Origin of the sequence: Candidatus Pantoea persica (assembly GCF_013753875.1) — a bacterium.
GTDB lineage: Bacteria > Pseudomonadota > Gammaproteobacteria > Enterobacterales > Enterobacteriaceae > Pantoea > Pantoea persica.
Window position 1 is genome coordinate 41144 of the sequence record NZ_SMDS01000017.1, and the last position, 26105, is coordinate 67248.

A 26105-nucleotide genomic window follows, 5' to 3' on the forward strand; every position below is an offset into this window, starting at 1 on the left:
GTTTGCTATAAAAGTAAAAATTTATGCACGCGCTTTACAAAACGTCCTTTATTATACCGCCATAAGTCGGCGATACTCATCCCAAGCATAGAGATCAGTCATACCGCTAATATAGTCCTGAATCAGGCGAAAGCGGTAATAACGTTCCCACAGCAGGCGCTGATATTTATGCTCAACCACTAGCGCGCGCATTTGTTGCTGATAGGCCTTGCGGTGTTTACCGGAAAGCTTATGAAACAGTCGGGTTTCAATGGGATGCCTAGCAAGAAAATCGTCATTAATCAGGGTACTAAATGCTTCAAACGTCAAATTCATCAGCGGCTGATAAATATCCAGCAGCCCTTTAATCACGCGGTAGCCCTGTAATTCCAGCTGCTCTACCTCGGTATGACTAAATACGTGGCGCCGCGCCACCGTTTTAAACATCTGCAGCAGACGCCCCTCTTTGCCGTCGTCTTCTAATAACGCATGGTTGAATTCGCCGTGATAAATCGCGGGCAGATTGTCGACGAAGCGTTTCACCGCGTGGCTCACCAGCATGCTCTGCACGTTAACACGCAATGACATAAAGAACTGATCGCTTCGGCTGCGCCGCTTTTTGTTACAGGCTTCGCGCCACGCCTCGCCCACGGTGCGGCTGAATGCGTCGTTGTTTTTTATTGTTCCCCAGCTTTTACATAAAAAGCCATAAAGAGCATCAATGTTAAATATATCTTTCTCAACGGCGTCGTCGAGGTCGGCGATACAGTAAGAAATATCATCCGCCGCCTCCATAATATAGGTCAGCGGAAAGCGATGATGCTCGGCCATCTCGGTAGCGGCACGCAGCTCCGCAATATAGTCGCGTTCCGACAGATAAAAGCCGGGCTTTTTCATCAGGGCGCTGAACTCCTCGGGCTTTTCACCCTGCCACCAGGCCGGCGCCGTATATTTCAGGATGCAGGCCACCTGGGAGTAGCTGAGATTAAGCTGCAGCAGGGTATGCACCATGCGTATCGCCTGCGCGTTGCCCTCAAAATGGCATAAGTCCTGGCGGATCATGCCGTTGAGGCGCGCAAAGTCGGCGTGCTGCTCATCGCCCTGCACGCCCGCCACCTGCGGATCCACCAGCTCTAGCGACAGATAGGCTTCAAACCAGTCGTTGATGGCCGCTTCGCCGAAGTGGCCGAAAGGCGGGTTGCCGACGTCGTGCAGCAGGCAGGCCATCTCGATCAGGCTCTCGAAGGCACCCTCCATCTCATCCAGCCCATACTGCGCCAGACCGCCCTGGCTCTTCAGGGTTTGCAGGATCTCTTTGGCGATATAGCGTCCCGTCTGCTGCACCTCCAGCGAGTGGGTCAGGCGCGAGCGCACCGCGGCGTTGCGCTCCAGTGGAAAGACCTGAGTTTTTTGCTGCAGCCGACGAATAGCGGCCGAATTAATAATACGGCCGCGATCGCTCTCAAAGTGGCGGATAATAGCATATTCCCCGACCAGATCCTTGCGCGTGTTATAAGGGCGGGTGAAACTTATCTTCTTCCTGAAATTGACCGTCGCCATTGCTATCCCTTATACCTTCGTTAATCAATCCCATGCTAGACTATGCCTCACTTTTTACGTCCACTTCCACAACATTAGTGAGACTCTTTTATGAAAGCAGGCATTATTGGCGCTATGGAGCAGGAAGTTACGCTGCTGCGGGATAAAATCGAAAATCGTCAAACCCTGACGCTGGCCGGCTGCGAAATTTACACCGGCACGCTGAACGGCGTTGAGGTTGCCCTGCTGAAATCCGGCATAGGAAAAACCGCGGCGGCGCTGGGCACCACGCTGTTGCTGCAGCTCTGCAAGCCCGATCTGGTGATCAACACCGGCTCGGCGGGCGGTCTAGCGCCGACGCTCTCTGTGGGCGATATCGTGATCTCGGACGAAGTGCGCTACCACAACGCCGACGTTACGGCGTTCGGCTATGAGCCGGGTCAGATGGCGGGCTGCCCGGCCGCCTTTGCTGCCGATGCGGCGCTGATCGCCGCCGCCGAGGCGTGCATCAGCGAGCTGAACCTCAACGCGGTACGCGGCCTGGTGGTCAGCGGCGACGCCTTTATCAACGGCGCCGAGCCGCTGGCGCGCATCCGCACCACCTTCCCGCAGGCGATCGCGGTAGAGATGGAAGCGACCGCTATTGGCCACGTCTGTCACCAGTTCAAGGTGCCCTTTGTCGTGGTGCGCGCCATCTCCGACGTGGCCGATAAGGCCTCGCACCTGAGTTTCGACGAGTTCCTCAGCGTCGTGGCGCAGCAATCCTCGCTAATGGTGGAGAAGCTGCTGGCGCGCCTGGCGCATGGCTAAGCCGCGCTGGCTGCTTGGGCTGCTGCTGTTTTGCGGCAGCCTGTTCGCCGCCGGCATTACGCCGGTGGCGGTCAGCGCTTGGCAAGGCGTCAACATCGAGCGCATCCTGGCGCTGAAGCCGGACGTGGTGCTGGCGTGGCGCGGCGGCAATCCGCAGCGCCAGTTTCTGCAGTTTGCCCAGTAGCCGCTGTTTACCGCGGCGCGCGACACCCTGCAAAACGACATCATCACGCTCTGCGCCGGAAAAAATATCTTTGCCGACAGCAGCCTCAGCTGGCCGCAGGTGAGCAGCGAACAGGTGCTGATGCGCCATCCGCAGGCGACCGTCATCGTCGGCAACGCCGAACAGGCGCGGCAGGTGGCGCGCTTCTGGCAACCGCAGCTTCAGGCGCCCGTTATCGCCATCAACGACGACTGGCTAAGCCGTCCCGGCTCGCGTATGCTGCTGGCGGCGCAGCAGCTCTGCGCCGCGCTGCATCCCGCACAGTAAATCAGCAAAAAACGATTAAAGATTCGGCTGACTTTGCCGTTAATCAAACAACGAGATGCCGACGCCACGTAAGCTCAGCGTCCTTTTTTATGCGCCATGCGCATTTTGACGACACCAGGATTGCACCATGACCAGAGCGTTGCTGCTGGCCCTGGGACTCGCGATCACCGCGCCCTGCGCTGCGGCGTCGACCACGGGAACCATCGGCGTCCAGCTGATCATCTTCTCGCGCTGTGAAATTAACAGCCAGCCGCAGCAGGCCCTGCCGCAGATAGATTGCGGCCGCCACGTCAGCGCGCAGCCGCGCGTTACGGAAAGTGTGTTAAAGCAGGATGCGATGAGTAAGGAAAGCGGAAAGCTGGTAATAGTGGAGTGGTAAAACAGAGGCCGCTGCAAGGCGGCCTTTTTACGTCAGATACTGAAGGAGGAGCCGCAGCCGCAGGTGGTTTTCGCGTTCGGGTTGGTCACGATAAAGCGTGAACCTTCGAGGCCTTCGGTATAATCGACCGAGCCGCCAACCAGATACTGCAGGCTCATGGGATCGACCACCAGTGCCACGCCCTGCTTCTCAATGGTCATGTCGCCGTCATTCATCTTGTCGTCAAAGGTAAAGCCGTACTGGAAACCGCTGCAACCGCCGCCGGTGATGTAGACGCGCAGTTTCAGATCAGGGTTTTTTTCGTCGGCAATCAGGTTTTTGACCTTGTTGGCCGCCGCATCGGTAAACTGCAACGGCAGTGCTGCCACTTCATCACTCATCTCATACTCCAGTAAACTTCCAGGTCATAAAACGACCTCAATCATCGTATTGTCCTCCAGTGCAGTAGCGCAATCAAGTTTTGCCCTTCGCACTGCGTGCCCCCTGCCTTCAGCTAAGGTAAGTATAGCGCGCCGTTTCTGCCCTTTCGCCTGGCCATTATCTTCCCGTAGAATGGCGCAAATTTTTTTCCGAACCGCTGGAGTTGAATTAATGAGTAAGTCAGAAAACCTGTTTGCCGAAGCACAACGCCTCATTCCCGGCGGCGTTAATTCGCCGGTGCGTGCGTTTACCGGCGTAGGCGGCACGCCGCTGTTTATCGAACGCGCCGACGGCGCTTACCTCTACGACGCCGATGGCAAAGCCTATATCGACTATGTCGGCTCATGGGGTCCGATGGTGCTGGGCCATAACAATGCCGAGATCCGCAACGCGGTGATCAAAGCCGCCGCGCACGGCCTGAGCTTCGGCGCGCCGACCGAGATGGAAGTGAAGATGGCGCAGCTGGTGTGCGAGCTGGTGCCGAGCATGGATATGGTGCGCATGGTGAACTCCGGCACCGAGACCACCATGAGCGCCATTCGCCTGGCGCGCGGCTTTACTGGCCGCGACAAGATCATCAAGTTCGAAGGCTGCTATCACGGCCACGCCGACTGCCTGCTGGTGAAAGCGGGCTCCGGCGCGCTGACGCTGGGCCAGCCGAATTCGCCCGGCGTGCCGGCCGATTTCGCCCGTCATACTCTGACCTGCACCTATAATGATCTCGACTCGGTGCGCGCCGCGTTCGAGCAGTATCCGGACGAGATCGCCTGCATTATCGTCGAGCCGGTGGCAGGCAACATGAACTGCATTCCGCCGCAGCCGGACTTCCTGCCCGGCCTGCGCGCGCTGTGCGACGCCTTCGGCGCGCTGCTGATCATCGACGAGGTGATGACCGGCTTCCGCGTGGCGCTGGGCGGCGCGCAGGAATATTACAACGTGAAGCCAGATCTGACCTGTCTCGGCAAAATCATCGGCGGCGGCATGCCGGTGGGCGCCTTTGGCGGACGCCGCGAGGTGATGGATGCGCTGGCCCCGACGGGTCCGGTTTACCAGGCGGGCACACTGTCCGGCAACCCCATAGCCATGGCGGCGGGCTTCGCCTGTCTGACACAGATCGCCCAGCCGGGCACCCATCAGACGCTGACCGAGCGCACCACCCAGCTGGCGCAGGGCCTGCTGGCGGCGGCGCAGGCGGAGAACATCCCGCTGGTGGTAAACCACGTCGGCGGCATGTTCGGCATATTCTTCACCGAGGCTGACAGCGTGACCTGCTACGCCGACGTGACGCAGTGCGACGTGGCGCGCTTTAAGCGATTCTTCCACCTGATGCTGGAACTGGAAGAAGGGGTGTACCTTGCGCCGTCCGCCTTCGAAGCGGGCTTTATATCGCTGGCGCACAGCGTTGAGGACATCGAGCGCACCGTTGACGCCGCGCGTCGCTGTTTCGCGAAGCTGTAAAAAGCGAGCCGGCGCGGTGGTTAGCTCTCTGTGAGAAAGAAATTTACCGCGAGCGTCTTAACAGCCAGATAAAGTAAGGCGCCCCAATGAACGTCGCCATCGGTCCCGCCGGCAGCTGATCCGGGAACGCCAGCAGCATCAGCCCCGCGCCGAATACCCTCGCCATCATCAGCTGCGGCAGCGCGCGGCGGAAGCCGAGCATGCGCGCGATATGCGGCGCCATCAGGCCGATAAAGCCGATAATGACCGCCACGCTCATCAGCTGCGCGCTGAGCAGGATCGCCAGCGCCACGCCGTCTTCCAGCCCCATCAGCGTCAGCGGCCGGCGCAGCACCAGCACAAAGGCGAGCAGCTGACGCGGCCAGAGCAGGCTGACGTTCTCCCAGCCCATCTGGCTCGGCGCACCGGTGCTCCAGAGAAACATCATCTGCAGGTGGTCATGATTGAAGATGGCAAAGATCTGGTTCACCGCGCTGCTGTAGAGGCTCAGCACTAGCCCGGCGAGGATCAGCGTCACCGGCGACAGCCGCCTGCCCTAGGCGACGCCGAACACCACCGCGCCCACCGCCAGCGCGCCAATCAGCGCCGTCAGCGGCGTGGTCGCCGCGCCGCCCGGCAGCTGCCATAGCGTCGCCACGGTAATGCCGAGCTGTGCGCCAGACGAGACGCCCAGCGTGATCGGCTCCGCCAGCGGATTGCGCAGCGCCCGCTGAAACAGCAGCCCCGCCAGCCCCAGTCCGGCGCCGACCAGTAGCGCCAGCCCGATGCGCGGCAGCAGGCTTTAGTAGAACAGCATCTGGTCGATATTATTGAGATCGGGCGCCGTCAGCGCCTGCGACCACTGCGCCGTCGGCAGCGCCGCACGCAGATTGATAACGCTCAGCAGCTGCGCCAGTAAAAACAGCGCGGTCAGCAGCACGGGGAAAATTCGTTGGCACATCAGCGCGTCTCCAGCGCGCGTTCCAGCACGCGAACAAAGTGCAGCGCCGACAGGTTGCACCGTAATACCAGACCGCCGGCACGCGCTGAAAGCGTCCGGCGCGCACAAAGGGCAGTGCCTACCACAGCGGCTGCGGGCGAGCTGTGCCATATCGGTATCGTTGTTATGATCGAAGCAGATCGCCTCGACGTCGCGCAGATGCGTCAGCCGTTCGATGCCGATCACCGCGCTGCCCCAGAATTTGGTTTCGCCCTGCCACGCGTTGGTCAGGCCGAGCTGCTCCATCACCTCCAGAAACAGGCTGTTTTTTGCCGAACGCCAGCGCGCGGCGGAGAGCGGTTTGCCGTCGCCGCGGTTGAGGTCGAAGCCCATGATCGGCGCGATGCGCTGCAGTTTTTCCGGCGGCAGGCCGTAGCCGTTGGAGCAGAGGATTAGCGACGGCTGCAGCTGCGTCATCAGTTCAAGGTTCGGTTCGGTGCACAGTCCGACGTCCACCGTGTGCGGCGGCAGCTGCGGCTCGCCGACCCAGATGTTGTAGTTGCGCGTGTCGGCCACCGCCAGCGGCGCGCAGCAGCAAGGCGCTCAGCCACAGCGACAGCGCCGCCAGCAGGCGACGACGTGTGATCTCCATGCTCAGGCCCTCAGTAGACAAAGCTGACCAGCGCGCCGCCCCGCGGATGCGGCAGGATGCCCATCGGGATGCCGTAAATCGCGCCCAGCACCTCGGCCTGCATGAATGGCGTCTGGCGCCCCTTCGGCGATCACCGTCAGGCCGCGCTCGCGGCTGAGGCGCTGGATCAGCGCCAGCACCTCGACCTGATGGGCGATATCCAGCGCCGAGGTCGGCTCGTCCAGCAGAAGGCAGCGGCTGTTCTGCGCCACCAGCATCGCCAGCCAGGCGCGCTGGCGCTCGCCACCAGAAAGGCTGTCCACCAAGCGCGCGGCCAGCGGCTTTAGCCCGACCTAGGCGATCGCCTCGTCCACGCGCACGCGATCCTGCTGACCGAAGCGCCCCAGAGCGCCGTGCCACGGGTAGCGACCAATCGCCACCAGCTCGCGCACCGTCATGCCTTCGGTGGCGGGCAGCTGCGGCAACAGGTAGGCAACCTCGCGCGCGAAGGCTTTGCTGTTTCCACGCCTCAACCGGCGTATCGTTGAGCAGCACGCGCCCTTCGCTGGCGGCCTGATGGCGTCCCAGCATTTTGAGCAGGGTCGATTTGCCGGAGCCGTTGTAGCCGATCAGCGCGGTGACGTTGCCGGACGAGAAGGTCAGAGAGAGCGGATGCAGCAGCGTACGGCCAGGCACGTGAAAGCTGATGTTATCCAGCGTAAAGGTTGCGGCGTCGTGCGGAGGCACCATTATTATCCCAGGTTAAACGGGCGCCGCAGCGCCCGGTTGCATCAGAAACGGAAAGTGGCGGTGCCGACGATTTGACGTTCTGCGCCCCAGTAGCAGGCGTAGTCGCGATAGCAGCTGGCGACATACTCGCGGTCAAACAGGTTTTTCACGTTGAAGCCCACTGACGAGCCCGGCAGGCCGAAGCGGCCGAGATCGTACTTCAGCATGGCGTCAACCGTGGTATAGCCGGCGACGTCGAAGTTCCGGTTTGAGTTTACACCGTTGCGCTCATTTTCCTCATACAGCCCTTTGCTTTCGCCAACGTAGTGCACGCCTGCGCCGACCGTGACGTCGGAGAGCGCGGTCTCATGGAAGGTGTAGTCCGCCCACAGCGACGCCATATGCTTCGGCACCTGCACCGGCGTGCGGCCGTGTAATTTATTATCTTCTGTGTATTCCGCATCGGTGTAGGTATAGGCTGCCGTCAGGTCGATTATTGGCGTTCACCGCCGCTTTGGCTTCCAGCTCGACGCCGCGTGAACAAATTTCGCCACTCTGCACACTGGAGAACGGGTGATTTAGCGTACCGGGATCCGCCGTCAGGTTTTTCGTCTTAGTCAGCTGGTAGAGCGCCGCAGTCATGGTGATCGGGCGATCCTTCGGCACATACTTCACGCCCGCTTCGTACTGTTTGGCGCGTAAAGGATCAAAGGCCTGGCCTTCATAGGTCGAACCCGAATTGGGAATAAAGGCTTCGCTGTAGCTGAAGCAAGGCGCGATGCCGTTGTCGAAGACGTAGTTCAGCCCGCCGCGCCAGGTAAAGGCCTGATCGTTTTGGCGATCAATGGGTTATTGCGATCTTAGACCGACGTCATGGTGTAATCGTAGCGACCGCCCAGCGTCAGCACCCAATGGTTCTACTCCATCTGATCCTGTGCATAGAAGCCGGTCTGGCGCTGTTTATTGAGGTGCTGATAAGGATCCGTATGGTGTGACGCTCTCATCGCCATACTGCGGCGCAACGGCGTTCAGGCTTCTGGCAGAACCAAACTGCACATCGATATCGTTACGCGTACGCTGGAAATCAACGCCCAGCAGCAGCGTATGATCCAGCGCGCCGGTGGCGAACGTTGCCTGCGTTTGAGTATCGACGGCGAACTGATTCAGCTTCTCATCCGACGACGCCGATCCGCGCATAATCGACTGGGTCGCGGCGTCAAAGCCGTTGCCGTAGATGCTGCGGTAGTCGGTGCGCAGATCGGCTTAGCGCAGGTTCTGGCGCACCGTCCAAGTGTCGTTGAAGCTGTGCTCGAAGCTGTAGCCGAGCATTTTAGTGTTGCGCGAGATTTTGTTGCTCTCTTCGCCCTCATCGAAATCGGTCGGCAGCTTGTACTCGCTGCCGTCGGCGCGCGTAATTGGCACCACCGTGCCCTGGCGCGGCAGCCAGCCGTAATAGCCGGTTTCCGGCTCGTTCAGGAAATAGGTCAGCAGATCGAAGCGGGTATTTTCATCCGGCCGCCAGCTGAACGACGGCGCCAGGGTGTAGCGCTTCTCTTTGTTCATATCCTGCTGCGCGTCGGCGCTGCTGGCGAGGCCGGTCAGGCAATAGCTGTAGACGCCATTGTCATCCAGCGCGCTGCTGAAGTCGAAGCCGGTGGAGAAAAGATTGTCGCTGCCCATCTGAAACTGCACTTCGCGCAGCGTCTCCTGCATCGGGCGCTTGCTAACCAGCACCACCACGCCGCCCGGGTCGCTCTTGCCGTAGAGCACGGAAGCCGGGCCGCGCAGCAGTTCGGCGCGCTCGAGGAAATAGGGATCGATGGCGAATTCAGAGTAGTTGTTGCTCTGCAGCTTCAGGCCGTCAAGGTACTGGTTGGTGTTGGTTTCGCTGAAGCCGCGGATCGACAGGGCGTCGATGACCTGAGAGCTGCCGCGGTTGCCGGTCAACACGCCCGGCGTGTAGTTGAACGCCTCTTTTACCGAGGCGATCTGATGCGCTTCCATCTCTTCGCGCGTCACCACCGAGACCGACTGCGGGTTTTTCTAAAGCTGCGTATTGGTCGGTTTTAGTGCCGGTCGCGCTCTGCTTCGCCGCAATGGTCGGCGCCAGACCCCAGGCACTCTCCTGCGGCACAGCGGCGGCGCCGTCCACCGACACTACCAGCGTCTCCTCAGCCAGCGCGGAGGCGCTTACTGAGTCAACAATCACCGCAATGCTCAATGCCAGCGGGCGGCGGGCGGCGGGAAAACGCGCCGCGCAGGTAACAAGGAAAAATCGATCGCGCATTCATAGTGAGAGTCTCTTGAATGAAATAGTAGGCGGGCGAATGGAAACGAGAATGATTGTTATGCCGGAAGGCATTTTAGGCGAAACTCTGCGCTTTCCACAAGCGCTAATCCCGCGCGTCTCGCCGTCTGGCGGGCCTTTGCGCAGTATTGATCGGGCACAAAAAAAGGGCGCCTTAGCGCCCTTTTTAACCGACGTTTTAGTTGCCGCCGAACATATCTTTAATCCAGCCCGCGACGCCGTCGCTCTCTTTCTGCTGCTGCTGACAGAGCGCGTCAGGATCCAGCGCCCAGACCGGCAGTGAGCGCCAAGTGCTGCTGCCGGTGCCGCAGACGAAGTTGCCTGCCGTGTCGACGTTCATCATTGAGACATCTTCCGGCGGCGTCAGCACCAGTGGCATCGGCGCCTGGTTGTCCAGGTAGCGGCGGTAGATCTGCATCGCGCCGCTGGCGCCGTAGAGCTTGCTCGGCTGGTTGTTGTCGCGGCCCACCCAGGTAATGGCGACCTCTTTGCCGTCGACGCCGGCAAACCAGCTGTCGATCAGGTCGTTGGTGGTGCCGGTTTTGCCCGCCAGATGCGCCTTCGGATAGCGTGCGCCCAGCGCGCGCGCCGTGCCGTGATCGGCGACCTGCTGTATGGTGTAGAGCGTCAGGTAGGCGGCCTGCGCCGGCTCAACGCGCTGCGCCTGCGGATAGCTCTGGTAAAGCATGCTGCCATCTTCGGCGATTACCGAACGCACCGCTGAGAGCGACGCGCGGTTGCCGCCGCTGGCAATAGACTGGAACGCCTGCGCCACTTCAATCGGCGTCAGGTTCAGCGCCCCCAGCAGCATCGACGGCACCGGATTGAGCTGATCTTTCGGCACGCCGAGCTTCGTCCAGGTATCCACCACCGCTTCCAGCCCAAGCGTCGTGCCGAGATTCACCGTCGGCACGTTCATGGAGTTGGTCAGCGCATCCACCAGCATCACCTTGCCGCTGAAGCGACGATTGTCGTTCATTGGCTTCCAGACGCTGCCGTTCGGCTGTTTCAGCGCAATCGGCTCATCGGCAATCCAGCTGTTGAGACGATAGGTGTTCGGCTGGCTGAGCGCGGTCAGGTAGGTCGCCGGCTTGGCCAGCGAGCCGATAGAGCGGTGCGCCTGCAGCGCGCGGTTGTAACCGGCAAACTGCGGATCGGCGCCGCCCACCATGGCGCGAACTTCGCCGCTGAAGCGGTCCACCACCACCATCGCAGTTTCCAGATCCTTCAGGCCATGCTGTTTTTTCAGAGCCGGAATGCCGTCAAGCACCGCTTTTTCCGCCGCGTCCTGCGAGACCGGATCGAGCGTGGTGAAGATTTTCACGCCGGAGAGATCTTTCACCTTATCGCCCAGCTTCGCCTGCAGTTCGTTGCGAACCATCTGCATAAAGGCGGGCTGCGGCGTGATAACGCCACCTTTCGGTTGCACGCCGAGCAGACGTGCCGAGAGCATGTCGTACAGCTCCTGGTCGATCACCTTCTGCTGCAGCAGCAGACGCAGCACCAGATTGCGCCGCTCCAGCGCCAGCTTGGGGTTGCGCCAAGGGTTATAGAGCGAGGCGCCCTTCACCATACCCACCAGCATCGCCTGCTGATCGAGGCTCAGCTCGTCGACTGGGCGGCTAAAGTAGTAGAGGCTCGCCAGCGGGAAGCCGCGGATCTGATCGTTGCCCGCCTGGCCGAGATAGACCTCGTTCAGGTAGAGCTCCAGAATGCGGTCCTTGCTGTAGCGCGCGTCCATGATGACTGCCATATAGGCTTCGCGCGCTTTACGCCACAGCGAGCGCTCGTTGGTCAGGAACAGGTTTTTCACCAGCTGCTGCGTCAGCGTACTGCCGCCCTGCACTGCTTTACCGGCGGTGATGTTGGCGAGGAAGGCGCGGCCAATCGAGTAGGGGCTGATGCCGTCATGCTCGTAGAAGTGGCGGTCCTCAATGGCGATCAGCGTGTCGACCAGCAGATCGGGGAAACCGGCGCGCGGCACGAACAGGCGCTGCTCGCCGTTCGGCGACTGCAGCATGGTGATCAGGCGCGGATCGAGGCGGAAGAAGCCGAAATCACGGCCGGAGTCGAGGTTCTTGATTTCGCTCAGCTCGTCGCCATCGAACACCATCTGCGCGTGTACCTGGCCCTCTTTACTGTCCGGGAAGTCGAACGGACGGCGCAGTATATCAATGGTGTTGCCCTTCACCGAGAATTCGCCGGGACGCGTAATGCGCGATACTTCGCGATACTGCGTGCCTTCCAACAGCGCGATCATCTCTTTCTTGCTGTAGGCCATACCCGGCTCGAGGCTGACCATGCGGCCATAAACGGTGGCGGGCAGCTGCCACACCTTGCCGTCGATGCGCCCGCGGATCTCGGAGTCGAGATAGACGCCCCAGGCGGCCATGCTCACCACAAACACCAGGAACATCTTGATCAGCCAGCTTAACCAGCGGGGCTTGCCACGCAACGGACGCCCTCCTTTACTTTTACGCGGCACGGGCGCTTTCTCCTCAACCTCATCGGCAAAATCATCATTATCAAAGTCATCTTTATCCCTGCTGCGACCCCGGCGCGTAGCGTTACGCGGTGGCCTGGGTTGTTTTCCTTTACGCCCAATGGGTTCGCGATCGTTCCCAGACATTCGTTTTATTCTCCAGGCATGTCATTGGCTGGCCGATACTTTAGCGGCTTTTACCCTTTCCGCATGGCGGAACCTTCTGAATTCGATCCAGCGGATTCAACCCTGCGGGGAATATTTTTTGGTGCGCCTTGTAGGCAAGGCGTTGGTCGGGTTGTCAGGCCAAGGATGGCGGGGATAGCGCCCTTTCATCTCTTTCTGCACCTCCGGATACGCGCCTCGCCAGAACGCGGCCAGGTCGCGAGTGATCTGCAGCGGACGCTGCGCAGGTGACAGCAGTTCCAGCACCAGCGGCACGCGCCCGTCGGCCACAGCAGGATTGCTCGCCTCGCCGAACATCTCCTGAATGCGCACCGCCAGCGCAGGCGGCTTCCGGTCGGCACAGTGTAATGAGTTGGCAGCGCACTATCCAGCCGCTGACGTTTTTTCGTCACAGTATGCACGGCGCCGCACGCGCTGGCGAGCTGGCGAGCTGGCCGCTGCGCTGATCCTGGAGCCCTATGCAGTTTTCACCGCCATTAAAGCCCGCCCGGCTTATTGCCCGCTATAAACGTTTTCTCGCCGACGTCGTCACGCCGGTAGGGGAAACCCTGACCATTCACTGCGCCAATACCAGGGCGATGACCGGCTGCGCCACACCGGGCGATACCGTCTGGTACTCTACCTCCAGCAGCCTGACGCGTAAATATCCGCACAGCTAGGAGCTGACAGAGACGCAGCAGGGTCACTGGATCTACGTCAATATGCTGCGCGCCAACCAGCTGGTCAGGGAGGCGCTGGCGTTGGGCAGCCTGCCAGCACTCGCCGGCTACGAAACCTGTCAGGCGGAGGTCAAATATGGCGCGGAAAACAGCCGCATCAATTTTCTGCTTCAGGCAACCGACAGGCATAACTGCTATATTGAAGTCAAGTCCGTGACCCTTTTACATCAAGGAAAAGGCTATTTTCCGGATGCGGTGACGGTCCGTGGTCAGAAGCACCTGCGAGAGCTAAGCGCCGTCGCAGCTGCCGGTCATAGGGCCGTTCTGTTGTTTGCGGTTCTGCACTCGGGGATTGAGGACGTAGCCCCCGCGCGCCACATCGACGCACGTTACGCAGACCAACTGGTCCAGGCGCAGCAGAATGGCGTAGAAGTGTTGGCTTATCGCGCAGATCTGTCGCCGGCTGGCCTGGTTCTGAAAAAACCGGCCGCCGTCAGCTTGTCATATCTTTTGCCATAAAATTTGATATGAATGCGTTGAGCGAGGCGCCAAATACGCTGTTCTTCACAGGCTTGTCAAGGTGCGATCATCAATAATTGCCAACCCTGACTGCTTCTGTTATATAGCGGCCTGTTTTTTCCCCGTAGGGGGATCGATGTACCGAATTGCGGGCAGCACAGCGCAGCATGCCAGGCAAATTATCGTTGAGTTACTAAAACCCAACCGCCTGACGCCGCGATCGCTGCGGTTGAACCACAAAAGGTATAGTGCGTGTTATCCAGGAGAAACAACATGCAAGAAGAGCAAAACCGTAAAACATCGTCCCTGAGTATTCTTGCCATCGCTGGGGTGGAGCCATACCAGGAGAAGCCGGGCGAAGAGTATATGAACGAAGCCCAGCTGCAACACTTCCGTAAAATCCTCGAAGCCTGGCGCAACCAGCTGCGTGATGAAGTGGATCGTACCGTCTCGCATATGCAGGACGAAGCGGCCAACTTCCCGGATCCGGTTGACCGCGCCGCGCAGGAAGAGGAGTTCAGCCTTGAACTGCGTAACCGCGACCGCGAGCGTAAGCTGATCAAAAAGATCGAGAAGACGCTGAAAAAAGTCGAAGATGACGACTTCGGCTACTGCGAGTCCTGCGGCGTGGAGATTGGCATCCGTCGTCTGGAAGCGCGTCCGACCGCCGATCTCTGCATCGACTGCAAGACGCTAGCGGAAATTCGTGAGAAACAGATGGCTGGCTGATGCCATGCCTGATATCACCGCGCCGCGGAAAAGCATGCTACGGTTCCGCTGTGCGGTGATTTTTAACGCCTATGTCACCACATCCCTGTATCGGGCGCTTCGCCCCCTCTCCTTCTGGCGACCTTCACTTCGGCTCGCTGATCGCCGCTCTCAGCAGCTATCTCAGCGCGCGCGCGCAGCAGGGCCGTTGGCTGGTGCGCATGGAAGATATCGATCCGCCGCGCGAAGTCGCAGGCGCCGCCAGACGCATTCTGCATCAGCTGGAGCACTACGGCCTGCACTGGGACGGAGAGGTGCTGTGGCAGTCGCAGCGGCATGCGGCCTACCGCGAGGCGCTGGCCTGGCTGCAGGCGCACCGCCAGAGCTATTTCTGCACCTGCACCCGCCGTCGCATCCAGCAGATCGGCGGCTTTTACGACGGCCACTGCCGCGATCGTCATCTCGGACCTGAGCACGCCGCGCTGCGCCTGCGTCAGCATGCCCCAGTTTTCCGCTTTCACGATCGACTGCGCGGCGAACTTACGGTGGACGCACGGCTGGCACAGGAGGATTTTATCATCCATCGCCGCGACGGCCTGTTCGCCTACAATCTGGCGGTGGTGGTGGATGACCATTTTCAGGGCGTTACGGAGATCGTGCGCGGCGCCGATTTAATTAAGCCGACGGTGCGGCAGATTGCGCTCTATCAGCAGTTCGGCTGGCCGGTACCTGACTACCTGCATATGCCGCTGGCGATCAACCCCGACGGCAACAAGCTGTCGAAGCAGAACCATGCGCCGTCGCTGCCCGACGGCGACCCGCGTCCGCTGCTGGTGCAGGCGCTGCGCTTCCTGAGGCAGCCGGTATCGGCGGGCTGGCGCGACGAAACGCAGGAGAAACTGCTGGAAAGCGCAGTAGTGCAGTGGAATATCGCTTTGATCCCCCAGCAGAACGCCCCGTTGGCGGCAAAGCCGACAACACCATTCTTAAATGATTCGCAACAGGCTATGATTAGCCGCTGATTTTATTTACACCACTTTACGTCGCTGTCGAGGTGTCCCATTTTTACTCGAGTTGCTAATTTTTGCCGGAAAGTCCTCATGCGTGATGAGGAGGCGCCCGTCGAGGTCGAAGCTGAGCGTCATCAGATGACCATTATCCCTCGTGAGAGCCATAACATCTCGCGCAAAGACATTAGCGAAAATGCCCTCAAGGTGCTCTATCGCCTGAATAAAGCGGGCTATGAAGCCTATCTGGTGGGCGGTGGCGTGCGCGACCTGCTGCTGGGTAAAAAGCCCAAGGATTTCGACGTCACCACCAACGCCACGCCAGAGCAGATGCGCAAGCTGTTTCGCAACTGCCGCCTGGTTGGGCGTCGCTTCCGTCTGGCGCACGTGATGTTTGGCCCCGAGGTGATCGAAGTAGCCACCTTCCGCGGACACCATCAGGCAGAGGCCGAAGGCGAACTGGAAGAAGATCGCAATCTGTCGCAGCGCGCGCAGAGCGGCATGCTGCTGTGCGACAATATCTTCGGCTCAATCGAAGATGACGCGCAGCGCCGCGATCTGACCATCAACAGCCTCTACTACAATATCGCCGACTTTACCGTGCGCGACTACGTGGGCGGCCTGCAGGATCTACAGCAGGGCATTATTCGCCTGATTGGCGACCCCGAGACGCGCTATCGCGAAGATCCGGTGCGCATGCTGCGCGTGGTGCGCTTCGCCGCCAAGCTGGAGATGACCATCGCCGCGGAAACGGCGGAGCCGATCCCGCGCCTTGCGACGTTGCTGCGTGATATCCCGCCGGCGCGCCTGTTCGAAGAGTCGCTGAAGCTGCTGCAGGCGGGCTACGGCTACAGCACCTACCTCAAGCTGCGTGAATTCCAGCTGTTCCAGCCGCTCTTCCCGACCATTACGCGCAACTTCACCGAAAACGGCGACAGCCCGATGGAGCTGATGGTGGCGCAGGTGTTGAAAAACACCGACACCCGTATCCAGAACGATATGCGCGTCAACCCGGCGTTCCTGTTTGCGGCGATGTTCTGGTATCCACAGCTGGAAGCGGCGCAGCAGATCGCGCAGGAGAGCGGCCTGACCTACTACGACGCCTTCGCCATGGCGATGAACGACACGCTGGATGAAGCGTGCCACGCGCTGGCGATCCCGAAACGCATCACCACGCTGATCCGCGATATCTGGCAGCTGCGCATGTCACGCCGCCACGGCAAGCGCGCCTGGAAGCTGATGGAGCATCCGAAATTCCGCGCCGCCTACGATCTGCTGGCGCTGCGCGCTGAAGTGGAGAAGAACCCGGAACTGATCCGCCTGACCCACTGGTGGGGCGAGTTCCAGGCGGCCGCGCCGACGCAGCAGAAAACCATGCTCAACACGCTGGGCGACGATTCGGCGCCGCGCCGCGACAGCCAGAACGCCTCGTGACCCGCGCCTACCTTGCGCTCGGCAGCAACCTTGCCGATCCGCTGCAGCAGGTCGACGCGGCGCTGCGGGCGCTGGACGCGCTTCCGGACACCACGCGCGTCGCCACCTCCGCCTTCTACCGCACGCCGCCCTACGGCCCGCCGAACCAGCCGGACTACCTGAACGCGGCGGTGGCGCTGGAGACGGCGCTTGCGCCGAAGGCGCTGCTGGATCATACCCAGCGCATCGAGCTGGAGCACGGCCGCGTGCGCAAATCGGAGCGCTGGGGCCCACGCACGCTTGATATCGACATCATGCTGTTCGGCCAGCTCAGCCTCAACACGCCGCGCCTGATTGTGCCGCACTACGATATGTACAACCGCGCCTTTATGCTGGTGCCGCTGCTGGAGCTGGCGCCCGACGCCGCGCTGCCGGACGGCCAAGCGCTGCGCGACCTGCTGGCTCGCCTCGACGCCAGTGCCATTCGCCCCTGGCGCAGCTGAGGCCGCGCATGATTCGCACGCGGAACATTTCGATCTCCGCCGCTATCCAGTACACTGCGCCCATCTGAAATACCTAAGTTGAGAGCGCAATGAAACCTACCACTATTTCTCACCTGCGTCAGTGGAAAGCGAGCGGACGCAAGTTCGCCGCGCTGACCGCCTACGACTTCAGCTTCGCCCGCCTGTTCGCCAACGAAGGCGTCCAGGTGATGCTGATTGGCGATTCGCTCGGCATGACCGTGCAGGGCCATGAGTCGACGCTGCCGGTGACGGTCGCCGATATCGCCTACCACACCGCTGCCGTGCGCCGCGGCGCGCCGCAGGCGCTGGTGATGGCTGACCTGCCCTTTATGAGCTACAGCACGCCGCAGCAAACCTTTGACAGTGCCGCGCAGCTGATGCGCGCCGGCGCCAATATAGTGAAGCTAGAGGGCGGCGAATGGCTGGCGGAGACGGTGCGCATGCTGACCGAGCGCGCGGTGCCGGTGTGCGGCCATCTCGGCCTGACGCCGCAGTCGGTGAACATCTTCGGCGGCTATAAGGTGCAGGGGCGCGACGAAGCGGCGGCCGAGCGGCTGCTGGCGGACGCGCTGGCACTGGAAGCGGCCGGCGCGCAGCTGATGGTGCTGGAGTGCGTGCCGGTGGCACTGGCGCAGCGCATCACCGAGGCACTCGCCATTCCGGTAATCGGCATCGGCGCGAGCAACGTCACCAACGGCCAGATTCTGGTGATGCATGACGCCTTCGGCATTACCGGCGGCCATATCCCGAAATTCGCCAAAAACTTCCTTGCCGAGGCGGGCGACATCCGCACCGCTATCCGTCACTATATTGGCGAAGTCGAAGCGGGAACCTATCCTGCGGCTGAACACAGTTTCCAGTAAACCAGGAGCCTTACCGTGCTGATCATTGAAACGCTGCCGATGCTGCGCCATGAAATTCGTCGCTGGCGTCAGACAGGAAAACGCATCGCGCTGGTGCCGACCATGGGCAATCTGCATGAGGGTCATCTGACGCTGGTGGACGAAGCGCGCGAGCGCGGCGACATCGTCGTGGTGTCGATCTTCGTCAACTCGATGCAGTTTGACCGCGCAGACGATCTGGCGCGCTATCCGCGCACGCTGCAGGAAGACTGCGAGAAGCTCAATCGCCACGGCGTCGACGTGGTGTTCGCGCCTGCCCCCGCCGAGGTCTATCCCCACGAGTTGGCGGACCAGACCTTCGTCGAGGTGCCGGTGCTCTCGTCGCTGCTGGAGGGCGCAAGCCGTCCTGGCCACTTCCGCGGCGTCGCCACTATCGTCAGCAAGCTGTTTAATCTTGTGCAGCCTGATATCGCCTGCTTCGGCGAAAAGGATTTTCAGCAGCTGGCGATTATCCGCAAAATGGTGGTGGATATGGGCTTCGATATCGAGATTGTCGGCGTGCCGACGGTGCGCGCCAAAGATGGTCTGGCGCTCAGCTCGCGCAACGGCTACCTCAGCGCCGAGGAGCGCAAACTGGCGCCCGCGCTGGCGCAGGTGATGAACAGCATGGCGGCGCGCCTCGCCAGCGGCGAGCGCCATATTGAGGAGATTATCGAGGCCGCCGAGGCAGCGCTCAGCGAGAAAGGGCTACGTCCCGACGGACTGGCGATTTGCGACGCCGAGACGCTGCAGCCGCTGACGGTCGAGAGCCGGCGCGCGGTCATTCTAATGGCCGCCTGGCTGGGCAATGCGCGTCTTATTGATAACCAACAGGTCGACCTTACGCAGTAAGTGAGGTCGTTTTCAGGCAGAACAACAAGGTGTTCCGGTTATAATTCGTACCGTTTTACAGGGCAAGCTGCACCGAGTGAAGGTGACCCAGGCGGATTTAAACTATGAGGGTTCCTGCGCTATCGATCAGGATTTTCTCGACGCTTCCGGCATCCTTCAGTATGAAGCCATCGATATTTATAACGTTACCAACGGCCAGCGCTTTTCGACTTATGCCATCGCCGCCGAGCGCGGCTTGAAAATCATTTCGGTGAACGGCGCGGCGGCCCGCTGCGTCTGTGAAGGCGATATTCTGATTATCTGCTCTTACGTGCAGGTTGAGGATGCCGAAGCGCGCCAGTAGCAACCGAAAGTCGCCTATTTCGAAGGCGACAATCAGATGAAGCGGCTGGCGGAAGCGGTGCCGGTGCAGATCGCCTGACCTGCGGCGGAACGCCTGAACGGCGTTCCGCCTCTTCTTGCTATACCGTTTTCACTCGCGCCGCCTGCTTCAAGCTGAACAGGAGCCGCATCAGGCAAAGCGTCCAGGGCATCGCCAGCCCCGTCACGAACGCCAGCACGAACTTCAGGTCGTGGCTCCACGGCGACGGGCCATTCAGCTTGACGATCTTGCTGAAGAACTGAATCGCCAGATAGTGCGGCAGGTAAAAGACGATAGAGTTGACCCCCACGTAAAACACCAGACGCGAACGCAGCTTCACCGCCAGCCAGACAAACAGCGGCACCGCCATGGTTAGGTTAATCGTCGAGAGTGCGATAAAGCTGATCAGCGACAGCGCCAGAATCGCGCCGTTTTGCGCCAGCTGCGGAATGTCAGCCTGCTTGCGCACCAGTAGATCACCCAGATTAAAGAAAAGGTAGAGCGATTTATTGACGTGCGCGTTATCGAAGCTGGAGAACATGCTGGTGCCGTCGATGGCGGGCAGCAGATAGCTGGCGGCCAGAAACGCGGGCAATACGATATAGGGTGGCAGCTGACGGACAAACACTATCGCAATAAAAAATAGGAATAACGAGTGCAGGAACCAGGTAATATCGCCGCCGCTCAGGTGCATCATAATAATATTCCGCGGCGACTGCGGCGTATTCGCCATCAAGCTAAAGGCTATTTTCAGACCACCATAGACCAAGCGTCCAGACAATAAACGGATAAAAAATTCTCTTTATTTTATTGTTAATGAATGGTACGAATCCCTTTCTCAGTGCGGTATCCATAAACAGACCGGAAATAAAGAGCATCAAACCAAGACACACCGGCGCAAACAGTTGATTCAACGTATCAGTCACGCCGGTAAAATGACTGACATCCCCTTTCACCGCGATGGTAATGTGAAATAAAATGACCGCAAGTACGCTCATGCTGCGTAGATTGTCTACCCACGTAATTCGATTCATTTGTTTACCCTGCTTGCAGAAAAAAAACCAACATGTGCCACACATGGGGCATTTAAATCCATATGTAAGACGCTCTGTATATTGTCAGTATTGCGTAAAGGAATTATCTCCCTTACAAGCAGAAACAGACAAGGGTAAACATGGATGAAAAACATCCATTTCTTAACATTCTAATGAACAAAGATTTCATTTTGCGACTAAAAGTGATTATCAGATTATTACTTGGTATACGCAGAGATTTGACATAGCGCGAGTAATAAGCGCAGCCAGTGTCCGCTAGATAAAAAATGTCGGTGTTTGTTTAGATTATTTTTAAATATAATCAGATTCCTCTCAGTTATATCTGACAATCAGAGATAAGCTGTCGGAATATTCAGATAAAGGGTTATTTGGCTGCGCTAATGAGGGTAAAGTGGATAGAAATAAAAACGCCCCAGGCTGTTTAAGCCTCGGGGCGCTTTGCTGACGGGCTAATGCAGGTTTATTCGCCGCCGCGCCGCCACGCGGCGCTTAAGCAGACCGCCCGATCAGGTACACAGCCCGCGGCCGCGCTGAATCAGCACGTAGAAGACCAGGATAAAGGGAATAAGCACCGACAGGGTCAACGCCGGCGGCACGTCATTAATGCCGAGGAAGCCGAAGCGGAAGGAACTGATCATATAGACGATCGGGTTCAGCTTCGACACCGCCTGCCAGAACGGCAGCGACAGCGAGTAGAAGACGCCGCCCAGGTAGGTCAGCGGCGTCAGCACAAAGGTCGGGATCAGGCTGATATCGTCAAAGGTGCATGCAAAAACGGCGTTCAGTAGCCCGGCGAGCGAGAAGAGAATCGCCGTCAGCAGCAGCGTCAGCGCCACCAGCAGCTCCTCAATATTGTGCTGGAACTTGGCGCTGAAAAACGATGAGGCGACGTTGGCGTAAGCGTTGGTGATCACTGCTATCATATCAGCGCCGGCACGATAAACTGCATATAGCTGAAGCCGTGCATATCGCCGATGCGCGAACCGATCAGGTTGCCGAAGATAATAAAGTAGAGCGTCATGGTGATCACTGGCGGCACCAGCGTCTGGATCCAGATACGCGCGAAACGGTTGATATCTTTAGCCCAGATGCTTTTCAGCGCTACCCAGTACAAATGTGTCATGCTTTGCCTCCTTTTTGCTCTTCACCAGGCTGACAAACAGCTCTTCCAGGCGGTTCGCTTTGTTACGCATGCTCAACACCTGCACACCCTGCGCGCTGAGCTGATTGAGCACGTTGTTCAGCCCCTGCTCGCGTATCACTTCCACTTCCAGAGTCGCAGTATCCACCAGACTATACTGAAACCCTTCCAGAGTCGGCGGCGTACTGCCCGGCGCCAGATCGAGAATAAAGGTCTCCGATTTCAGCTTGGCCAGCAGCCCCTTCGAGGTGTTCTCCACTAACTCGCCGCTCTGGATGATGCCGATATTGCGGTATAGCATCTCCGCCTCTTCCGGATAATGGGTGGTGAGGATAATGGTGGTGCCTTTTTCATTCAGCTCTTTAAGGAAGGTCCACATGGAGCGGCGCAGCTCAATATCCTCCCCTGCCGTCGGCTCGTCGAGGATCAGCAGCTTCAGCTCATGCATCAGCGCGCGGGCGATCATCAGACGGCGCTTCATGCCGCCAGAGAGCATGCGCGCGCGCTCGTTGCGTTTGCCCCACAGATCGAGCTGCGTCAGTAGTTTTCCGCACGCTGCAGCGCATCGCGGCGCTCCACGCCATAGTAGCCCGCCTAGTTCACCACAATCTGCAGCACGGTTTCAAAGGGATTGAAGTTAAATTCCTGCGGCACCAGGCCAAGCTGGCGTTTGGCGTTGACCACCTAGTTTTCCAGGTCGTAGCCGAAGACGCGCACGCTGCCGGCCGTTTTGTTCACCAGCGAACAGATGATCCCGATGGTGGTTGATTTACCCGCGCCGTTCGTCCCCAGCAGCGCATAAAAATCGCCGGCTTCGACATTGAGATCGATTCCTTTTAGGCCTGTACGCTGCCGGAATAGGTCTTGGTCAGCCGGGAAAGTTCCAGAGTGCATAAGTCATTCCGATTCCATATCCTGTTTTTGTGTCGATGTGTCGCATTGGACAAAGCAAGCCGCTGGCTGACGTCGCCGCAACGCTGCTATTTATGATGAGCCACCCTGAGCGTAAAATCTTCTTGGTTGGGCACTTTTTTGCGGAGGCGAAGGCTGAACTCCAGAGTCGTAGCTAAAGGCGGTCATAAAATCGACTTCGTGAGGCACCTCGACGGCGCGGCAGAGATCGGCCATAAACATAAAGGAGTCGCGCAGCAGTCCGACCAGCACCATTTCGCTGCCGCTGTCGCGGTAGCGATCGGAAATCTCTTTGCCCAGTTCGGCAATACGCGTCGCGATCGCCGCTTCGGAAATCATCACTTCAACAGTATGTTTCAAAACCTGTACTTCTCGTTGATGTTAAAGGTATCGTCCATCCTCAGAAGCGGATGAACAGCGTGAACCCGCTCAGATTTGAACGGGCAGCGATGGGCAAGAGAGTATCACAGCTTGCCGGACGCGGCGAGATGCCGCGCGATGGCGCGGGCGGGCCCAGGATCAGCAGAGGATATAAACTTAGAACTTACCCGCCTTTAACAGAATAATTCGCTGCATTTTTTCCTGCGATCAACATATCGTTACCTTACATCTATTATAAGCAGGAGATCCCATGACTGATAACTCCAGTAAAAAAACATATTGGCGATCGCAAGCTGCATCCCGAAACCCAGATGCTGAACTACGGCTACAATCCGCGACTGTCGGAAGGCGCAGTGAAGCCGCCGGAAGGCAAAAGCGGCGGGCTGGTCTATTCCCGCTTCAATCACCCCAACAGCGAAATTGTCGAGGATCGGCTGGCGATATCTCTACCACGCTGCTAACCTTCGCGCGCCCCGGCGATGTGATCCTGCCCTCGCAGCCGCTCTACGGCGGCACCAAAACGCTGCTGAGCAAAACCCTGCACAACCTGAATATCACGCCGGTAGGCTTCAGCGACGGCACCGACGAGGAGAAGGTGCGCGCCGCCGCGCAGAAGGCGCTGAGCCTGGGCCACGTCGCGCTGATCCTGATCGAGACGCCCGCCAATCCGACCAACAGCCTGGTGGATATCGCGCTGATTGCGCGCGTGGCCGATGAGATCGGCCAGCAGCAGGGATCGCGCCCGATTGTCGCCTGCGACAATACGCTGCTCGGCCCGTTGTTCCAGCGTCCGCTGAACTTCGGCGCCGAATATCTCGCTCTACTCGCTGACCAAATATGTTGGCGGCTACTCCGATCTGATCGCCGGCGCGGCGATGGCAGCAAGGCGCTGATTACCCATATCCGCACGCTGCGCAGCGCCATCGGCACCCAGCTCGATTCGCACTCCAGCTGGATGATCGGCCGCTTGCTGGAGACGCTGTCGCTGCGTATGGAGAAGGCCTGGCAGAACACCGAGGCGGTGGCCGCCTTTTTACGCGGCCATGAGAAAGGGGCGACACTGCAGTGGCTGCCCTATCTCGACGAGAACAGCGCCGAAGGACGCACCTTCCGCCAGCAGTGCAGCGGCGCCAGCTCGATCTTCTCATTCGATATCGTCGGCGGCCAGCCCGCTGCGTTTCGCTTCCTCAACGCGCTGGGGGTGTTTAAGCAGGCGGTGAGCCTGGGCGGCACCGAGTCGCTCGCCAGCCATCCAGGCAGCACTACCCATTCCGGCGTGCCGGAGGCGGTCAGGCAGCGCATTGGCATCAGCGACGCCACCATTCGCCTGTCGATCGGCATCGATAACGCCGGCGATCTGGTGGAGGACATTCGCCTGGCGCTGGAAAAAGCCTGATCAGCCGACGCTGAGGCCCAGCATCATGCCGGTGTCTTCATGCTCCAGCAGATGGCAGTGCGCCATATAGGCGTGTTCGGCGGCGGCGCGGTGGTCAAAGCGCACCAGCACTTCGCTGCGCCAGCCAAGGGATGCAGCATCTTGTCCCCTTCGCCGGAGATGGTCCATTTTTCCAGCTGGCCGGGCGTCACGTTGAACATCGGCGTCGTCATATTATAGGCCTGGCCGTTGATCTTGTTGCCGTTGCGGAAGTCGTAGCGCGCCGTGCGCCGCAGTCATCTGGTGGTCGCCCATCGGCATGCTATGGCCGTGCGTCGCCGGTCGCCATGCCGTTACCGCCTTCGCCATGCATGGCGTGATGGTCCCCCGCCTTGCCCATAGCCTTGTCACCGTAGCGCTGCATCAGCGCCGCCATGCCCTCCTGGTCGAGCTGCGGCTCCATCATCAGCTGCAGCCAGCACGCGTTAGCCCCCTCCGCCGAAGGCACCGGCGGCAGCTAAACCAGCTGGTCCGGCAGCATGGCGCTCGCCATCACGCGCAGCGGCTGGTCGAACGCTGCCAGCGTCATGCCCATCTGCTCTACCGGCAGGGTGACGATATCGAAGCTTTTGCCGTCGGAGGTATCCACCATCACCTTGAAGCGTTCGCCCGGCAGCAGCGGCAGACGCAGCCAGCCGCGCGGCACCGCCTGCTGCGGATACTGGACGCCGTTGGTCAGCATCATATCGCGGCGCTCATGATATCGAGCTGGTAGTCGATGCGGCTGCCGTCCTACGTCAGGCGGTTGTCCTGGAAAATCAGCGGCACATCGTCGGAGCCCCACTGCGTCGGCAGGCGCAGCTTGTCGGTCTCCTCATCCTGCAGGTCGACGTTGACTATATCCTTCCAGCCCTGGCGGTGCGGGTGGCTTGCCGTTTTCCGACAAAATGCGGAACTGGGTGCCGTGAATATGGCAGGATTAGGCCCGCCAGCCCCTGCGCCACCTGATGATCGGTTTTGCCGTGCAGATGGGGATGAAACCAGCAGGTGGCGGCGGGCTGCTCGGACGTAAAGGTGACCTGGCGCGTTGCGCCGGATTCGATGCGCGCCATTGGCCCACCGTCGACGTCGTCAAGGATCGCTAGCCCGTGCCAGTGCAGCGTGGCCGCTTCCGGCAGCCAGTTATGAATCGTGACCGTCGCCGGTTTTCCGAGCCACAGCATGATGGCCGGTCCCAGCAGACTGCCGTTGTAGCCCCACGTTAGCACCGCCTTGCCCTGCCACTGGCTTGGTGCCGGTCATGGCCGTGATCATGAACTGACCGAGCGGATCGGGCTCCAGCCGCGAAGGAACCGGCAGCAGCGGGCGGCTGGCGGCCATCAGGGATCGACTCCAGAGCGGTAGTGCGGCGGTCAGTTTAAGTTTAAGAAAGTGGCGACGATGCATAGCGTATTCATCCGTGTGAAAAGAGAAGCCACAGCCTAAACCCTTCCCCCGCGGGAGGGTCAAGCCTTGATAGCTGATTCCCTTGAAAAAAGCGGGGGCGCAGAAACCCGCAGTAAAATAATCAGAATCCTGCTATCCACTGTGCTATCGTCACAGAATGATTACTGAATGAGAACGACTATGAAGAAAAGCATCAAGATCCTGTTACTGGCAGAACTCCTTGGCTTCTCCACCACCAGTTTTGCCCTGAGCGAATCCGAAGCGGAAGATCTTGCCGATCTGACCGCGGTGTTTATCTACCTGAAAAATGATTGTGGCTATCAGGATCTGCCTGATGCGCAAATCCGCAAGGCGCTGGTGTTTTTCGCCCAGCAGAACCGCTGGGATTTAAGCAACTACGCCAACTACAACATGAAAGTGCTCGGCGAAGCAAGCTACAAAGATCTCAGCGGTATCGCCATCACCAACGATAAAAAGTGCAAGTTGCTGGCGCGCGACTCCCTTAGCCTTCTGGCCTACGTCAAATAAGCTGCCCCCTCCT

At 59.6% G+C, this 26105-nt stretch carries 17 protein-coding genes and 12 pseudogenes; 15 read left to right on the forward strand and 14 right to left on the reverse strand.

Annotated features, from left to right (window positions below; all coding sequences use genetic code 11):
• Positions 1-51 precede the first annotated feature (51 nt).
• On the reverse strand, positions 52-1539 hold the full coding sequence (gene dgt, locus EIO60_RS07130; RefSeq protein ID WP_258576340.1) for a dGTPase: 1488 nt from the start codon (positions 1537-1539) through the stop codon (positions 52-54).
• A gap of 90 nt (positions 1540-1629) precedes the next feature.
• Between dgt and mtnN the strand changes: the two genes are divergently transcribed.
• The 3 genes and pseudogenes from mtnN to EIO60_RS07145 all read left to right on the forward strand — a co-directional run bounded on the left by mtnN (position 1630) and on the right by EIO60_RS07145 (position 3197).
• A complete protein-coding gene (gene mtnN / locus EIO60_RS07135; RefSeq protein WP_258576341.1) occupies positions 1630-2328 on the forward strand; it encodes a 5'-methylthioadenosine/S-adenosylhomocysteine nucleosidase in 699 nt (232 codons plus the stop codon).
• Positions 2321-2818, forward strand: a pseudogene (locus EIO60_RS07140) (TroA family protein). Before mtnN ends, EIO60_RS07140 begins: the two are co-directional and overlap by 8 nt.
• 127 nt (positions 2819-2945) lie before the next feature.
• Entirely contained in the window at positions 2946-3197 is a 252-nt protein-coding gene (locus EIO60_RS07145) for a hypothetical protein (protein WP_258576342.1), read from the forward strand.
• 32 nt (positions 3198-3229) lie between these two features.
• Here the strand turns inward: EIO60_RS07145 and erpA are convergent, their stop codons facing one another.
• Positions 3230-3577: an iron-sulfur cluster insertion protein ErpA gene (erpA, locus tag EIO60_RS07150; RefSeq protein WP_258576343.1), complete on the reverse strand. Its 348-nt coding sequence runs from the start codon at positions 3575-3577 to the stop codon at positions 3230-3232.
• Positions 3578-3788: 211 nt separating this feature from the next.
• Between erpA and hemL the strand changes: the two genes are divergently transcribed.
• A complete protein-coding gene (gene hemL / locus EIO60_RS07155; RefSeq protein ID WP_258576344.1) occupies positions 3789-5075 on the forward strand; it encodes a glutamate-1-semialdehyde 2,1-aminomutase in 1287 nt (428 codons plus the stop codon).
• A gap of 46 nt (positions 5076-5121) precedes the next feature.
• Here the strand turns inward: hemL and EIO60_RS07160 are convergent.
• From EIO60_RS07160 to EIO60_RS07185, 6 genes and pseudogenes are all read right to left on the reverse strand, one after another.
• A pseudogene (locus tag EIO60_RS07160) lies at positions 5122-6015 on the reverse strand (iron chelate uptake ABC transporter family permease subunit); the annotation flags it as partial.
• Positions 6015-6579 (reverse strand): annotated as a pseudogene (locus EIO60_RS07165) (ABC transporter substrate-binding protein); the annotation flags it as partial. The pseudogenes EIO60_RS07160 and EIO60_RS07165, both read right to left, overlap by 1 nt.
• 77 nt (positions 6580-6656) lie before the next feature.
• Positions 6657-7375 (reverse strand): annotated as a pseudogene (locus EIO60_RS07170) (ATP-binding cassette domain-containing protein).
• Positions 7376-7416: 41 nt separating this feature from the next.
• Positions 7417-9641 (reverse strand): annotated as a pseudogene (fhuA, locus tag EIO60_RS07175) (ferrichrome porin FhuA).
• Positions 9642-9840: 199 nt separating this feature from the next.
• Positions 9841-12291: a bifunctional glycosyl transferase/transpeptidase gene (gene mrcB / locus EIO60_RS07180; RefSeq protein WP_258576345.1), complete on the reverse strand. Its 2451-nt coding sequence runs from the start codon at positions 12289-12291 to the stop codon at positions 9841-9843.
• Positions 12292-12387: 96 nt separating this feature from the next.
• Positions 12388-12716: pseudogene (locus EIO60_RS07185) on the reverse strand (ATP-dependent helicase C-terminal domain-containing protein); the annotation flags it as partial.
• 72 nt (positions 12717-12788) lie between these two features.
• Here EIO60_RS07185 and sfsA point away from each other — a divergent pair.
• From sfsA to panD, 8 genes and pseudogenes are all read left to right on the forward strand, one after another.
• Positions 12789-13508 (forward strand): annotated as a pseudogene (gene sfsA, locus EIO60_RS07190) (DNA/RNA nuclease SfsA).
• Between the two features lie 273 nt (positions 13509-13781).
• Positions 13782-14237 (forward strand): RNA polymerase-binding protein DksA, encoded by a 456-nt coding sequence (gene dksA / locus EIO60_RS07195; protein WP_258576346.1) that lies wholly within the window; start codon positions 13782-13784, stop codon positions 14235-14237.
• A gap of 71 nt (positions 14238-14308) precedes the next feature.
• Positions 14309-15238: a tRNA glutamyl-Q(34) synthetase GluQRS gene (gene gluQRS, locus EIO60_RS07200; RefSeq protein ID WP_258576347.1), complete on the forward strand. Its 930-nt coding sequence runs from the start codon at positions 14309-14311 to the stop codon at positions 15236-15238.
• A gap of 39 nt (positions 15239-15277) precedes the next feature.
• Positions 15278-16657: a polynucleotide adenylyltransferase PcnB gene (gene pcnB / locus EIO60_RS07205; protein ID WP_258576537.1), complete on the forward strand. Its 1380-nt coding sequence runs from the start codon at positions 15278-15280 to the stop codon at positions 16655-16657.
• Complete coding sequence (folK, locus tag EIO60_RS07210) at positions 16654-17139, forward strand: 2-amino-4-hydroxy-6-hydroxymethyldihydropteridine diphosphokinase (RefSeq protein WP_258576348.1); 486 nt, start codon at positions 16654-16656, stop codon at positions 17137-17139. The genes pcnB and folK overlap by 4 nt, the downstream gene beginning before the upstream one ends.
• An 89-nt stretch (positions 17140-17228) precedes the next feature.
• Positions 17229-18023 (forward strand): 3-methyl-2-oxobutanoate hydroxymethyltransferase, encoded by a 795-nt coding sequence (panB, locus tag EIO60_RS07215; protein WP_258576349.1) that lies wholly within the window; start codon positions 17229-17231, stop codon positions 18021-18023.
• Between the two features lie 15 nt (positions 18024-18038).
• On the forward strand, positions 18039-18893 hold the full coding sequence (gene panC / locus EIO60_RS07220) for a pantoate--beta-alanine ligase (protein ID WP_258576350.1): 855 nt from the start codon (positions 18039-18041) through the stop codon (positions 18891-18893).
• 40 nt (positions 18894-18933) lie between these two features.
• A pseudogene (gene panD / locus EIO60_RS07225) lies at positions 18934-19314 on the forward strand (aspartate 1-decarboxylase).
• Positions 19315-19354: 40 nt separating this feature from the next.
• Here panD and EIO60_RS07230 read toward each other — a convergent pair.
• The 5 genes and pseudogenes from EIO60_RS07230 to EIO60_RS07250 form a co-directional block, all read right to left on the reverse strand.
• A complete protein-coding gene (locus EIO60_RS07230) occupies positions 19355-19951 on the reverse strand; it encodes a hypothetical protein (protein ID WP_258576351.1) in 597 nt (198 codons plus the stop codon).
• Positions 19952-19991: 40 nt separating this feature from the next.
• Complete coding sequence (locus EIO60_RS07235; RefSeq protein WP_258576352.1) at positions 19992-20288, reverse strand: acyltransferase family protein; 297 nt, start codon at positions 20286-20288, stop codon at positions 19992-19994.
• Positions 20289-20815: 527 nt separating this feature from the next.
• Positions 20816-21432 (reverse strand): annotated as a pseudogene (locus EIO60_RS07240) (ABC transporter permease).
• Positions 21389-22351 (reverse strand): annotated as a pseudogene (locus tag EIO60_RS07245) (ABC transporter ATP-binding protein). The pseudogenes EIO60_RS07240 and EIO60_RS07245 overlap by 44 nt, the downstream one beginning before the upstream one ends.
• A 149-nt stretch (positions 22352-22500) precedes the next feature.
• A pseudogene (locus EIO60_RS07250) lies at positions 22501-22722 on the reverse strand (type I phosphoribosyltransferase); the annotation flags it as partial.
• Between the two features lie 332 nt (positions 22723-23054).
• Between EIO60_RS07250 and EIO60_RS07255 the strand changes: the two are divergent.
• Together EIO60_RS07255 and EIO60_RS07260 are read left to right on the forward strand one after the other, a co-directional pair.
• Positions 23055-23204, forward strand: a complete 150-nt coding sequence (locus EIO60_RS07255; RefSeq protein ID WP_258576353.1) for a hypothetical protein — start codon at positions 23055-23057, stop codon at positions 23202-23204.
• 20 nt (positions 23205-23224) lie between these two features.
• Positions 23225-24139 carry a PLP-dependent transferase gene (locus EIO60_RS07260; protein ID WP_258576354.1) on the forward strand — a complete coding sequence of 305 codons (915 nt, stop codon included), beginning with the start codon at positions 23225-23227 and terminating at the stop codon, positions 24137-24139.
• Here EIO60_RS07260 and EIO60_RS07265 read toward each other — a convergent pair.
• Positions 24140-25564 (reverse strand): annotated as a pseudogene (locus tag EIO60_RS07265) (multicopper oxidase domain-containing protein).
• Between the two features lie 180 nt (positions 25565-25744).
• Here EIO60_RS07265 and EIO60_RS07270 point away from each other — a divergent pair.
• On the forward strand, positions 25745-26092 hold the full coding sequence (locus EIO60_RS07270) for a YacC family pilotin-like protein (RefSeq protein ID WP_258576355.1): 348 nt from the start codon (positions 25745-25747) through the stop codon (positions 26090-26092).
• The last annotated feature ends 13 nt before the right edge of the window (positions 26093-26105 follow it).

What these genes read in the sequence shown, in the direction of transcription:
- EIO60_RS07145 (WP_258576342.1), top strand. Translation starts at nt 2,946, where the DNA reads ATGACCAGAGCGTTGCTGCTGGCCCTGGGACTCGCGATCACCGCGCCC.
- EIO60_RS07270 (WP_258576355.1), top strand. Translation starts at nt 25,745, where the DNA reads ATGAAGAAAAGCATCAAGATCCTGTTACTGGCAGAACTCCTTGGCTTC.
- EIO60_RS07255 (WP_258576353.1), top strand. Translation starts at nt 23,055, where the DNA reads ATGCTGAACTACGGCTACAATCCGCGACTGTCGGAAGGCGCAGTGAAG.
- EIO60_RS07230 (WP_258576351.1), bottom strand. Translation starts at nt 19,951, where the DNA reads ATGATGCACCTGAGCGGCGGCGATATTACCTGGTTCCTGCACTCGTTA.
- gluQRS (WP_258576347.1), top strand. Translation starts at nt 14,309, where the DNA reads ATGTCACCACATCCCTGTATCGGGCGCTTCGCCCCCTCTCCTTCTGGC.
- dksA (WP_258576346.1), top strand. Translation starts at nt 13,782, where the DNA reads ATGCAAGAAGAGCAAAACCGTAAAACATCGTCCCTGAGTATTCTTGCC.
- EIO60_RS07235 (WP_258576352.1), bottom strand. Translation starts at nt 20,288, where the DNA reads ATGAATCGAATTACGTGGGTAGACAATCTACGCAGCATGAGCGTACTT.
- erpA (WP_258576343.1), bottom strand. Translation starts at nt 3,577, where the DNA reads ATGAGTGATGAAGTGGCAGCACTGCCGTTGCAGTTTACCGATGCGGCG.
- mtnN (WP_258576341.1), top strand. Translation starts at nt 1,630, where the DNA reads ATGAAAGCAGGCATTATTGGCGCTATGGAGCAGGAAGTTACGCTGCTG.
- hemL (WP_258576344.1), top strand. Translation starts at nt 3,789, where the DNA reads ATGAGTAAGTCAGAAAACCTGTTTGCCGAAGCACAACGCCTCATTCCC.
- mrcB (WP_258576345.1), bottom strand. Translation starts at nt 12,291, where the DNA reads ATGTCTGGGAACGATCGCGAACCCATTGGGCGTAAAGGAAAACAACCC.
- dgt (WP_258576340.1), bottom strand. Translation starts at nt 1,539, where the DNA reads ATGGCGACGGTCAATTTCAGGAAGAAGATAAGTTTCACCCGCCCTTAT.
- panB (WP_258576349.1), top strand. Translation starts at nt 17,229, where the DNA reads ATGAAACCTACCACTATTTCTCACCTGCGTCAGTGGAAAGCGAGCGGA.